The 11,933-nt window shown below is 62.2% G+C and carries 13 protein-coding genes; 8 read left to right on the top strand and 5 right to left on the bottom strand.

Features of this window, described 5'->3' with window-relative positions:
- Window positions 1–270: 270 nt before the first annotated feature.
- Window positions 271–714: an HAD domain-containing protein gene (locus GPA27_RS17900; protein WP_169141848.1), complete on the top strand. Its 444-nt coding sequence runs from the start codon at window positions 271–273 to the stop codon at window positions 712–714.
- Between the two features lie 157 nt (window positions 715–871).
- On the top strand, window positions 872–1,060 hold the full coding sequence (locus GPA27_RS17895; RefSeq protein WP_246261210.1) for a hypothetical protein: 189 nt from the start codon (window positions 872–874) through the stop codon (window positions 1,058–1,060).
- On the opposite strand, the gene GPA27_RS17890 is transcribed toward GPA27_RS17895, so the two are convergent.
- Window positions 1,045–1,344 carry an ATP-binding cassette domain-containing protein gene (locus GPA27_RS17890; protein WP_169141847.1) on the bottom strand — a complete coding sequence of 100 codons (300 nt, stop codon included), beginning with the start codon at window positions 1,342–1,344 and terminating at the stop codon, window positions 1,045–1,047. The genes GPA27_RS17895 and GPA27_RS17890 overlap by 16 nt on opposite strands.
- Window positions 1,341–1,715 (bottom strand): recombinase family protein, encoded by a 375-nt coding sequence (locus GPA27_RS17885; protein ID WP_169141846.1) that lies wholly within the window; start codon window positions 1,713–1,715, stop codon window positions 1,341–1,343. Before GPA27_RS17885 ends, GPA27_RS17890 begins: the two co-directional genes overlap by 4 nt.
- Before the next feature lie 56 nt (window positions 1,716–1,771).
- On the opposite strand from GPA27_RS17885, the gene GPA27_RS17880 reads away from it, so the two are divergent.
- A complete protein-coding gene (locus tag GPA27_RS17880; protein WP_169141851.1) occupies window positions 1,772–2,146 on the top strand; it encodes a thermonuclease family protein in 375 nt (124 codons plus the stop codon).
- Window positions 2,147–2,727: 581 nt separating this feature from the next.
- Here the strand turns inward: GPA27_RS17880 and arsC are convergent.
- The gene (gene arsC, locus GPA27_RS17875) at window positions 2,728–3,087 is read right to left on the bottom strand and encodes an arsenate reductase (glutaredoxin) (RefSeq protein WP_169141845.1); all 360 of its coding nucleotides are present in this window, start codon (window positions 3,085–3,087) and stop codon (window positions 2,728–2,730) included.
- Between the two features lie 181 nt (window positions 3,088–3,268).
- On the opposite strand from arsC, the gene GPA27_RS17870 reads away from it, so the two are divergent.
- Complete coding sequence (locus GPA27_RS17870) at window positions 3,269–5,008, top strand: alkaline phosphatase D family protein (protein ID WP_169141844.1); 1,740 nt, start codon at window positions 3,269–3,271, stop codon at window positions 5,006–5,008.
- Window positions 5,009–5,264: 256 nt separating this feature from the next.
- Here GPA27_RS17870 and GPA27_RS17865 read toward each other — a convergent pair whose 3' ends face one another.
- Both GPA27_RS17865 and GPA27_RS17860 read right to left on the bottom strand, forming a co-directional pair.
- The gene (locus tag GPA27_RS17865; RefSeq protein WP_246261208.1) at window positions 5,265–5,663 is read right to left on the bottom strand and encodes a VOC family protein; all 399 of its coding nucleotides are present in this window, start codon (window positions 5,661–5,663) and stop codon (window positions 5,265–5,267) included.
- Window positions 5,664–5,744: 81 nt separating this feature from the next.
- Entirely contained in the window at window positions 5,745–6,524 is a 780-nt protein-coding gene (locus GPA27_RS17860) for an SDR family oxidoreductase (RefSeq protein ID WP_169141842.1), read from the bottom strand.
- 259 nt (window positions 6,525–6,783) lie between these two features.
- Between GPA27_RS17860 and GPA27_RS17855 the strand changes: the two genes are divergently transcribed.
- The 4 genes from GPA27_RS17855 to GPA27_RS17840 all read left to right on the top strand — a co-directional run bounded on the left by GPA27_RS17855 (window position 6,784) and on the right by GPA27_RS17840 (window position 11,895).
- Window positions 6,784–8,178, top strand: a complete 1,395-nt coding sequence (locus tag GPA27_RS17855) for an aromatic ring-hydroxylating dioxygenase subunit alpha (protein ID WP_169141841.1) — start codon at window positions 6,784–6,786, stop codon at window positions 8,176–8,178.
- Between the two features lie 39 nt (window positions 8,179–8,217).
- Window positions 8,218–8,787, top strand: a complete 570-nt coding sequence (locus GPA27_RS17850; RefSeq protein WP_169141840.1) for an aromatic-ring-hydroxylating dioxygenase subunit beta — start codon at window positions 8,218–8,220, stop codon at window positions 8,785–8,787.
- Window positions 8,788–8,880: 93 nt separating this feature from the next.
- Window positions 8,881–10,197, top strand: a complete 1,317-nt coding sequence (locus tag GPA27_RS17845; protein WP_169141839.1) for an amidohydrolase family protein — start codon at window positions 8,881–8,883, stop codon at window positions 10,195–10,197.
- A gap of 114 nt (window positions 10,198–10,311) precedes the next feature.
- Complete coding sequence (locus tag GPA27_RS17840) at window positions 10,312–11,895, top strand: phytoene desaturase family protein (protein ID WP_169141838.1); 1,584 nt, start codon at window positions 10,312–10,314, stop codon at window positions 11,893–11,895.
- The last annotated feature ends 38 nt before the right edge of the window (window positions 11,896–11,933 follow it).

Here is an 11,933-nt window from a genome sequence, read left to right as displayed (position 1 = left end):
TCGGCTGCGCCGGCGCCATTTGCGCTTGAGCACCCCTGCCATGAACGATCCCTCCATTGTTGACCCTGGAGGCAATTGTCCACGTCGATCACGTGCCCTGGAATAACGCCGGTCAGTTACCGCTTACCCCGTAAGGGCCACAAAGTCACAGCAAAGTAGTGCGGCAAGTAACGATATATTCGTATCCCATATTCCGATGATCTGCAGTGACGAATCCATTAAGGTGGAAGCCCTCATCCGGCTTGTGGATGCTAGCTCGCCGGAGGTGCGGTGATCCTGTTCTTGGATTTCGACGGTGTGCTGCACCCTTGGCCGTGCCAACCGGATGCAACGTTCTCCGCGACACCGCGGCTGCTCGCTGTTCTCAAGGATTTTCCCGGCGTCGATGTCGTCGTGTCGTCCTCGTGGCGACTCCTCATGCACACGACAGCCTGGCGCCAGGTCCCTGAAGCCCTGCGCGCTCGCATCATCGGTCACACGCCTGAGATTCGACGGCGCGAACACGGAATGTCGGTCGCGAAGTTGCCGCCGCTGCGGCACGCAGAAGTCTTGCGTTACTTGGCTGAAAGCGGCCAACCGGACCGCCCATGGATCGCGCTCGACGATGATGCGCGGCTTTTTCCGACCGATTGCCCGAACCTGATTCTCTGTCGTGATGGTTTCGGCGAGAAGGAAGCGGTGCGGCTGCGAGAAACTCTCCTGAGTATTCGCTGACACATCGAATACATCCGCTCGCGCCTCGCTGGGACTCAACGAAGGACTCTTGCGTCGGCTCGTATGCTGCAGACATTATGACTCTAGTGTCGAAGCCTTGCGGCATGTTCGTGGATAGAAAACAATGAGTTCTGGGATCATTCCGAGGATGCGCAAAATGGCTGATTCCCTCTTGGTTCCCAGCCCGTTCGAGGGCCTTCGGCTTCCGTCGGATCTGGATGGCAGTCACGGCCACAATCGGGCCGTCGGCAAGGTTGCCCAGATTGCGGCCGCCAACGACCTCCAGGCCATTCAGGCGTGGCTCGCGCGCTTTGCCTTCCCGCGCCCTGTTCAAACACCGAAATAGGCATGGGAAATCTGCTCGTGGGTCAGGTCAGAGGAATTACCCTTCAGCGACACCCGACCTTCCTGGAAGCAATACAGTCGCTGCGACACGCGTTGAGCGGTATAAACGTCCTGCTCGACGATGATCGCGGTGAGCCCGTTGCATGCGATCTCGGCCATCGCAACGTAGATCTCCTTGATGACGGCAGGCGCGAGGCCCAGCGAGCCCAGGTGCTCGACGTAGCCACACTCCTCGTCGATGACGCTGTCGGGCAGGCGGAATTTCGGGATCTGGCTGCGCATCATGCCGCCGGACCGGATCGGCTCACCATCTTGGCATTACAACGGGCCCACACCTCGTCACCCACCAGCCGCAATTCTGGACGAACGTAAGTAATCGGCTCGAGCGACCGCCCCTCCTTCTTCGCCTGCGCCCGGATGGTAGACGACCCATTCCAAATGAACTCCCCCTTGTAAACCGGGTTGGACAGGATTACCCGGATACGCGAAGGACGCCAGTAATCGGCTTCGTTCTTGCGGTCGCGGTGGCAGGTCGGGACGGCCGCGGCATTCAAGTCCCGCGCAATCTGGTGCATCGACTGCCCGTGGTCGCGGCCCGCAAAGATGTCACGGACAACCGCTGCCGCCGGTTCGTCGATGACCCAGAGCGACCCCAAGTGCTTGCCCTCCGCGTCATATTCGCGCTTGAGCGCGTAGCCAGGTTCAGCACAAGATTCGCCTCTCCGGCATCGACGCGCCCGAAAGGTCACAGTCGTACGGCCATGCCTCCCGCCGACACTTGGCCCGCATGCTGTTTGGCAAGACAGTGACGATCGTCACCGCCAGGACGGACCGCTACGGTCACCAAGTCGGAAAGGTCATCGTCGACCAGGTCGATGCGAACCTTGTGCAACTGCGCGCGGGGTTCGCCAAGCGTTACAAGCGCTACGCGCATGAACAGCCCGTCGCAGACCGAGGTCCGTATGCACAGGCCGCGGCGGACGCCCGCAAGGCCCTGCGCGGCCTGTGGCACGACGCGCAGCCGCCGCCGCGGGCGTTTCGACAAGCGCGGCGAAATCAAGCGGGCCCGTGGGTTTCGGGCAAATAGGGCGTTTGCGCGTCGTTGGGCCCTGGTGAAATCCAGCATCGCTCGGGTTGGACCGCCGTCCGTTGCCGCTTCTCCCGCCAAGCGCTTCCGGGACGCGCGGCAGGAGGCGATCGAACCGTGTCCGTGCGGACATTATTCCCCTTCTTTTGAAAAGACGGCACCCCGCGGGTGCCGTAATTCCTTGACTTTATGGGGCGACCTACCGGTATCGAACTGGTGACAACTGGAGCTACAACCAGCCGTCACATCTACGTTACTGTTTTTATTGATTGTCTACACCACGCACCCATTGCAGATGCATGGTTTCAGCAGGTTGGTGGTTCGTGAAGTCACGCAAATCTCACGCGAGCTTTTTGACAGGAAACGCCGCACTTCGGTCCGGGTTCAGCCGACGACGTCCGGAGGAAGGCTCGTCGCATTGGCGTACGACGCTTACCTTCAACCCGCTCCACCCCATGTTAGAAGAAGGTTCAACGAAAGGAGACTTTCGTGAAGCGGTTGGTTCGACGAATGGCACTAAAGCGAATGCTTGGCGGTGTGACTCGCCGGCGGCCTCGATAGCGCTGTCGCCGCCGACCCCACTATTGCTGCGGCAGGATGTCGAGCACAATTTCCGCCGGTCGGCACAACCGCGTCCCGATCAGCGTGACGACGATCGGCCGATTCATCAAGATCGGATGCGCGATCATCGCGTCGATCAGTTGATCGTCGGTCTTGGCCGCGTCCGCAAGGCCCAGTTCCACAAAAATCGGCTCCTTGCTGCGGATCACTTCCCGCACTGTCAGGCCGCTGTTGGCGATCAGGGCGACGAGTTCCGCCTGGGTCGGAGGCGTCTTGAGGTATTCGATCACTTCGGGTTCCATGCCGCGGTCGCGGATCAGTGCCAGGGTATTGCGGGAGGTTCCGCATCGGGGGTTGTGGTAGATCCTGATCTTGCTCATGTGCGCTCTCGGGGTTGGAAAGGTCAGTTCTTGTGGCGGGCAGTATGCACGAACCCCTGGCCGCGAAGGTGTCGGGTCGCGGCTACCTGCAATCCAGCGTCGCAACCAAACCGCAACCCCGATGTGATCTTTCCGTCATGAACGCCGGCGACACTGGCCGCATCGCAGCCAGGAGTCCGCCATGCTTCGCCCCAGCCGTCGCCAATTCATCCGGGATTTCACACTGGGGGCGGCGGCAGCGACCGGCGTCCTGTCGCTATCGAGCTTCCAGTCGCTGGCGAATCAGCCGGATCCTTCCGCGCTGGCCCGGGAGTTCTCCCCGTTCCGCCATGGGGTGGCAAGCGGCGATCCGCTGTCGGATCGGGTGATTCTCTGGACGCGCGTCACGCCCGAACAGCCGGGGCCGCAGGTGGTCTCGTGGGAGATGGCGGCGGACGCAGATTTCCGCCACATCCTCCGCGCCGGCGTGTTCGTCACCGGGCCGGAACGGGACTACACGGTCAAGGTGGATGCGGCGGAGCTGACGCCGGACACGGTCTACTTCTACCGCTTCCGAACGGCTGCGGGATTGTCCCGGAGCGGACGCACGCGGACGCTGCCCGTCGGACCGGTGGATCAGGTGAAGCTGGTCGTGTTCTCCTGCTCCAACTACCCGGCGGGGTATTTCCACGCCTACCGCGAAGCGGCGAAGCTGGAAGGGGTGCATGCCGCCGTGCACCTCGGCGACTATCTGTACGAGTACCAGCGGGACGGCTACGCCTCGGAGGACGCGGCGGCACTCGGCCGGGAGGTGGAGCCTGCGCACGAGCTGCTCGTACTGGAAGACTATCGCCAGCGCCACGCGCAGTACCGCAGCGATCCGGACCTGCAGGCGGTGCATGCCGCCCTGCCCTTCATTAACGTGTGGGACGATCATGAGTTATGCAACGACGCCTGGCACGGAGGCGCGGACAACCACGATCCCGACACGGAAGGCAATTTCTTCGCCCGTCGCGCGGCGGCCATGCGGGCGTACCACGAGTGGCTTCCCATCCGAGCGCCCGATCCGGATGATCGCGCCAAGATTTCGCGTTCCTTCGATTTCGGCGATCTCGTGAGCCTGCACATGCTCGATACGCGGCACGTCGCGCGTGACAGGCAGCTGATCTTCGGCGACTACCTCGCGGGTGACGGCAGCTTCGATGAGGCGGGCTTTTCCCGGGACCTCGAGGACCCGACGCGACAACTCATCGGCGAGGCCCAGACCGAATGGTTGGGGCAAGCCTTGGCTCGCTCCCGCGCACAATGGCAGGTGCTCGGCCAGCAGGTGCTGATGGGGCGGATGGACGTGCCCGCGCCGGTCGCGCTTGACCAGTTGGGCGTCAGCGAATACCTGGCACTGCAGGACAAGGCAGCGATCACGCCGACCGCATTGAACAGCGTTGAGCGCGAACAACTGGCCCGATCCCGTCTGCCCAACAACCTCGATGCGTGGGACGGTTACCCCGCGGCCCGCGAGACCGTGCTCGGCATGGCACGCGATCTCGATAAGAACCTCGTGGTGTTCGCCGGGGACACGCACAATGCATGGGCAAGCAATCTCGCGGACACAAATGGAACACCCGTCGGCGTGGAGTTCGCGACCGCGTCGGTGTCGTCACCGGGTCTGGAATATTACCGCCCCGGCGAGCAGCTGGCGAGCGGCCTGGTCCGCATGATCGACTCGCTGAAGTTCGCTGAGACCGGGCACCGTGGCTTCATGGTCGTCACCGCTACTCGCTTCCAGTGTCTGGCGGAGTGGCATTTCATCAGCACGGTGAAGAGTCGGGCCTACCGGACGATTGCCGGGCCGCGGCTGCGCGTCCTGCCCGGTGCGGGGAACCGGGTGCTGCGTGCGGTGGAACCCGCGGAGGCCGCAATCGAATCGCTCGCTGAAGCGTGAGCGATTCGATCGGGCTATTCGGCCCCGTCGAGCAAGCCCAGCAACTCCGCCCGCCGCACGACATGCTTCCCGTGCGCGGCGTCAAGCTTGGCGAACCGATTTTTTAGGCGCCAATTTACGCTCTCTTCGCCGACGCCAATGGTCTGCGCGGCCTCCTTGTTCGAGAGGTTGCGGGCGGGTACAGAACTTTGTTCGCCTGTCTGCGAGAGGTGCGCTTCGCACTTTGTGGCCCTGTTCTAGGGGAGCACCTCACAATTCAGAGCGCCCTTCTCCGGAGAGCCAAATCATCGGGACCGCTCTCGGAGGGGTCGAAGTCGAGTTCGACTTCAACCCCATTCGGATCCGTGAAAAAGACCTGCCACGTGCGCAGTTCGCCCGGCGCGCGAATGATGCGGTAGCTGACGCCGGCCGCATCCAGGCGATCCAGCGTGCGCACCAGTCCCTCGGCACGAAATGCCATGTGGTCGAGAACGCCCCGACGCGGCTCGGGCATCTCCTTGACACTGATGACGTGCAGCACGGCTTGCTGCGATATGTAGAGCCAGCAGCCTGGGACGGGAAAAGGCGGACGCGGCCCTTCCTCCATCTCGAGCAGTTCCATGTAGAAGCGACGCGTCACATCGAGGCGATCGGTAACGATCGTGAAGTGGTCCATTCGCGTGATCATGAATTGCTCCGACGGAGGTTGAATTCTGTAAGGCGGCCGGACGCCGCGAGTTGCAACGGGTGAGCGCGCTTATATGAGCCCGCTGTAGCTTCCGCCGTCCACCTGCAAGTTCTGTCCTGTTATGTAGGAAGCCTGCATTGAACAAAGAAACGCACATGCGGCGGCGAACTCCTCGGGGCGGCCGAATCTGCCTGCGGCGACAGGCTTGAGCATGTCATTCCGGGCCTCCTCGAAGCTGCACCCGGCTCTAGTCGCCTGCTGTTCGATCATGTAGCGCAGTCGGTCGGTTTCGATCCGCTCCGGCAGCAGGTTGTTGATCGTGACATTGTCGCGCGCGACGGCTCGCGATAGCGCCTTGGAGAAGGCCGTCAATCCGGCGCGCGCGGCAGTCGAAAGCCCGAGCGGGAGCTGCGGTGATTTCACCATCGCGGAGGTGATATTGACGATGCGCCCGAACTTGCGCTTCCGCATTCCCCCCACGACGGCCTGGATGAGGAGTATCCCGGACAGCATGTTGGCCTCGATGGCGCCCAGCCACGCTGCGTGATCCCAATCCTCGATTCTGCCGGGCGCGGGCCCGCCGTTATTGGTGACCAGGATGTCCGGTTCATCGCATGCGGCGAGCAGAAGCTGCCGCCCTCGCTCGGTATCGAGATCGGCAACGACGGTTGCGGGCCTCACTCCGGTCTCCCGCGCGATCTCGTCCGCCGCCAAGGTCAGGCGCTCTTCGTCACGTCCGTTGAGGAAGACCGCACAGCCTTCCCGCGCCAACTCCAAGGCACAGGCTTTTCCAAGTCCTCGCGAGGAGGCGCACACGATCGCCCGACGTCCATTGATTCCGAAATCCATTCAGCTCTCCTGCCACGTCTTGAATTTGCCTCGCAGGGACGGAATTGATCCACTTTCAGGTAAAAGTGTTCACTTTCACCAAAGCCACGCAAGCCTGCGCATGTCGCGTTTAGTCGAGGCACCACCGCCCGTTTTGTTGACATAGATCAAATCTAACCGTGATCAACGGTAGGATACTGCGCTTAAATTATACATCTTTTGTGTTTGTGTTCAGTTTTTAAGCGCAGACGAACGGACGACCTTCAAGGAGGAGGAACACATGGACAGAAAATCAAACCCCAAACTCTCGGACGGCACCCTGCTTTCCGACCTGATCAACCTCGAAACCCGCGAAGTCAAGATGCGGGCGCTTTCCGATCCCGAACTGTTCGAGCTCGAGATGGAGCGCATCTTCGCCAAGACTTGGGTATTCCTGGGGCACGAAACCGAAATCCCGAACAAGGGCGATTTCGTCGTCCGCGACATGGGATCGGATTCCGTGCTGATGGCACGCGGGTCGGACGGCGAGGTGTACGTCTCACTCAACGTATGCCCCCATCGAGGCATGAAAATCTCGACCCATGACGTGGGTAATACGATGACTCACGTCTGTATCTACCACGGCTGGGCATTCAAGCCGAACGGCGACTTCATCGGTGCGCCGGTCGAGAAGGAATGCATGCACGGGAAGATGATGACCAAGCAGGAACTCGGCTTGAAGAAGGCGCGCGTCGCGATCTATGGCGGCTTGGTCTTTGCGACGTGGAACATCGAGGGCCCCAGCTTCGAGGACTTCCTCGGGGACGCGAAATGGTATTTCGACACGCTCTGGTGCCGCACTGAAAAGGGCATGGAAGTGCTCGGCCCCCCGCAGCGTTTCACCATCCGTGCGAACTGGAAGACCGCCTGCGAGCAGTCGGCGTCGGACGGATTCCATGTGCTGACCTTGCACCGCTGGTTGTCGGAAGTGGGCCCCTATCGCAAGCCAGGCAGCGAAGGTGGTGGTGGCGACCTGACGCCGGAGATGTACGGCACCGAGGTCTACACGGCGCACGCACACACCATGCGATGCATCGAGTTGGACCGCAAGATCCGACGCCTGACGGGGAAGGACCCGAGCGAGTTGTCGATCAAGGAGAAACTCGAGGCGCTGCCCCCGCCGGGCATCACGCCCGAGATGCTGCCGGAAGTGCTCCGTCGCTTCAGTGATGACCAGCTACGCGTCATGGCCTGGCGTCCGCCCCAGGTGGGCAACTTCTTTCCCAACGGGCTGTTCGAGTTCGTCTACATCCCCTCGCCCGATGGCGTGATCGGGGTCATGGCGCTGCACGCGTATGTCCCGAAGGGGCCGGACAAGCTCGAATTCGTGAACTGGATCCTGGCCGAGAAGGACACTCCGCCGGAACTGAAGGCCAAGATGCTGCGCCTCGGCGTCCAACTCCTGGGCACCTCGGGCATGGTCGAGCAGGACGATTCGGACACCTGGCCGCACCAGACGCTCGCTGCGAAGGGTGCCGTTAGCAAGCACATCACGATGAAGTATCAATCGATGTACGAGAACAACCGGCTCGAAGGCTGGCCGGGCCCCGGCGATGTCGGCGACGGCTTCACGAAGGACGACACCCAGTGGCGCTGGTGGGAATACTGGTACGAACTGATGACTGCCGAGAACTGATCACAGCACGACTACCTACCCCTATTTCAGGAGACCTCCATGCTTCAGCAACTGCTCGAACCGACTCCGCTGCCGCCCTCGATCAAGGCGAACCGTATTCCCTCCGGCAGCGATACCTACAACGAGGTGCTCGACTTCCTCTATGACGAAGCCGAAATGCTCGACAACCTGCGCCTCGGCGAATGGGCAGAACTGCTCACCAAGGACCTCGAATACAACGCGCCCCTGCGCCACACACGTTCGACGTCCCAGTTCGACCAGACCTATTCGCGCAACGTCCAGCACCTGCACGAGAATTACGGATCGATGCTCATGCGGGTCAAGCGCATTACCGACACCAAAAGCGCCTGGGGCGAGGATCCGCCATCGCGCATCAAGCGTCTGGTCACGAACGTACGCGTCTACCGAATCGACGACAGCGATGACCTGAAGGTCGAGAGCTATCTGCTCCTCACACGCAGCCGCTTCGATTTCGACTACTTCGACCTGATCCCCTGCGTCCGCCACGACATTCTGCGCCGCGAGAATGGCGCGCTGAAACTCGCGCGCCGCGAGATCCTGCTCGACCAGGTCGTCATCGGCACCCCCAATCTGGGCGTGATCCTTTAGACGCGTGACGACGGCCACTACCACAAACACACCGCCTGCATGCCGCTCGGCCACGTGCGCGGCATGCCAGGGCGGGATAGGAGACAACACGCCATGAAACTTGAAGATCTCATCCTCGTCAGCATCGACGACCACGCCATCGAACCCCCGAACGCCTTTGCGCGCCACATGCCGGCCCGCTTCAAAGGGCGCGAGCCTCACATCGAGAAGCATAAGGGCCGCGATGTGTGGGTTTTCGAAGGACGGGCCACCGGCTACATGGGCCTCAACTCGGTCGTCGGCCGTCCCAAGGAAGAGTACGGCATGGAACCGCTCGGTTACGAACACATGAGGCGCGGCACCTGGGACGTCCAGGCGCGCGTCGACGACATGAACGCCAATGGCGTGCTCGGCTCGCTGTGCTTCCCGACCTTCCCCGGTTTCGCGGGCCAGCGCTTCCAGCACTACGAGGAAGCGCGCGACGTATCGCTCGCCGCCATCCAGGCCTACAACGACTGGCACCTGCACGACTGGTGCAACGCCGCCCCGGGTCGCTTCATCCCGATGGCGCTGATTCCCTGGTGGGATCCACAGGCGGCCGCCGCCGAAATCAACCGTATGGCGAAAGACGGGGTGCATGCGATCTCCTTCTCCGACAACCCCGCCCTGCATGGTTTCCCGTCGATCCACGATTCGTACTGGGACCCGGTGTGGAAGGCCTGCGCGGACAACGCGGTGGTCATCAACTGCCACATCGGCACCGGCGTCAAGGCCGAGCACGCCTCCGACCTGTCGCCGATCGACGCGTGGATCACTTCGATGCCGATCTCGATCGCGAACTCGGCGGCCGACTGGATCTGGGCGCCGATGTGGAGGAAGTACCCGACGCTGAAGATGGCGCTTTCCGAGGGCGGCATCGGGTGGATTCCCTACCTGCTCGAGCGCGCGGATTTCACCCACCGGCATCACAAGGCCTGGACGAATGCCAGCTTCGGCGGCAAGAAGCCGAGCGACATCTTCAAGGAGCACATCATCACGTGTTTCATCGAGGACGACTTCGGACTGCAGAACCTGAAGCACATCGGTGAAGACATGGTTGGCTGGGAATGCGACTACCCGCATTCCGATTGCACCTGGCCGAATTCTCCGGAAGTGGTGTGGGAGAGCTTCAGGCACCTCCCCGACGAGACCATCGCCAAGGTCACTCACCGGAACGTGATGCGCGAATACAGCTACGACCCGTTCGCGATCCTCGGCCGCGAGAACTGCACCGTCGGCGCGCTGCGCGCGCAGGCTCGCGCCAAGGGCATCGACACCTCGCCCACGCAAGGCATGGGGGGCGCGGCACCGAAGCGGGAAGCCGGCAAGCCGGTCACTTCGGGCGACATCAACGCGATGTTCAAACAGGCGGACGCCGAAACCGCACTCTGATCCGGGGGACGCTTCACGGCGCCCGCAGCATGAGAGGAAGACATCCCGCGCTATCCGCGATAGCGCGGCGGGCGCCCTCACGCCCGACGCCGGAACCGATAACGGGAGAAATCCATGAGCGAACAATACGACATCGTGGTCGCCGGTGGCGGCCACAACGGTCTGGTGGCCGCGTGCTACCTGGCGAAGGCGGGACTGAAGGTATGCGTCGTCGAGAAGAACGACAAGGTCGGCGGCGGCGTCATGACGCGCGAGCTGACAGTGCCGGGCTTCAAGCATGACGTCTGCTCCGTCGCACACACCCTGCTGCAGGCCAACCCATTGCTGCGCAACGACGAACTGCAGCTGAAATCGAAGTTCGGGCTGAAGTACATCAATCCCGACAAGATGACTGCGATCTTCTACGACGACGGGACTACGCTCGAGTTCTACACCGATCTCGAACAGACTGCCCAGGCGATCGCAAAATTCTCGCAGAAGGACGCGGAGGCCTACCGGCGCTTCAACAAGGAGGTTTTCCAGAACCTCGACATGATGGTGATGGGCATGTTCCACGCGCCCCCGAACGCGGGGGCCCAAGCCGTGATGATGGAGCAGAGCGTGGTCGGGCAATCGCTGATGCGAACCCAGTCGATGAGCGCATGGGACTTCATCTGCGAATGGTTCGAGCACCCCAAGGTGCGCATCGCGCTGGCCCGCTATGCCTCGGAAGCCATGATGAACCCGTTCAACAACGGCACGGGATTCGGCTTCTACATCATTCTGCCCTTCATGCACCGTTACGGCGTCGGCATTCCGGTCGGCGGCTCGGGTGCCTTCGCGGACAAGCTGCGGGAGTGCTTCGAATCGCATGGCGGCGCAGTACGCGTCAATGCGCCCGTCAAGCAGATGCGCATGGATGGCAGCAAGGTGACGGGCGTCGTGCTCGAATCGGGCGAGGAGATCGTGGCGAAGAAAGGCGTCATCTCGACGATGCACGTGCAACAGGTGTTCCCGCACATGGTGCCGGGCGCAAATCTGCCGGAAGGATTCGAGCCGCGGATTCGGGGCCTGAAACGCAACAGCTTCCAGCCCTTCAACCTGCACCTCGCGCTGCACGAGGCGCCGCAGTACAAGGTCGGTCCGGCGGTGGACGATTTCTTCTGGGTCGAGCGTTCGCACTCCGACTGGGAGGAGTTCGCACGCGCCTTCTCCGATCTCGAATACGGCATCCCGCGCCGCGACTTCGTCGCCTACGTAATGCAGGACGTCTATGACAAGACGCGGGCACCCGAGGGCAAGCGCGTACTCAACATGTACGCTTTCTGCCCCTACAACGTGAAGGGCGGCCCGCAGCGTTGGGACGAGATCGGCAAGGAAGTCGCCTACGGATTCCTCGACGACCTGCGCAAGCTCACGACCAACATGAGTGACGACAACATCATTGGTTTCTCGTGGTTCACCCCGCTCGATATCGAGCGCCACAACAACGCGATGATCGGCGCGGACATCCTGCACTTCGGCTCGTACAACTGGCAGATCGCGGGCAACCGCCCTGCCCCGGGCTACGGGCAGTACAAGTCGCCGGTGGCGGGTCTGTACATGGCGGGCGCCTCCACCCATCCGGGGGGCGGGGTCACCGCGGCGTCCGGACGCAATGCGGCACAGGTGGTGCTGGAAGACCTGGGCATGGATTTCGACGACCTCATCGAAAACTGACCCGTGGAACGCCGCGACCGCGTTGCGCGGTTGCGGTC

This window comes from Aromatoleum toluolicum (genome assembly GCF_012911005.2).
In the GTDB taxonomy this organism is placed as follows: domain Bacteria; phylum Pseudomonadota; class Gammaproteobacteria; order Burkholderiales; family Rhodocyclaceae; genus Aromatoleum; species Aromatoleum toluolicum.
The sequence above is the reverse complement of the archived record's forward strand: the minus strand, read 5'-3'. Positions and strand labels throughout refer to the sequence as shown.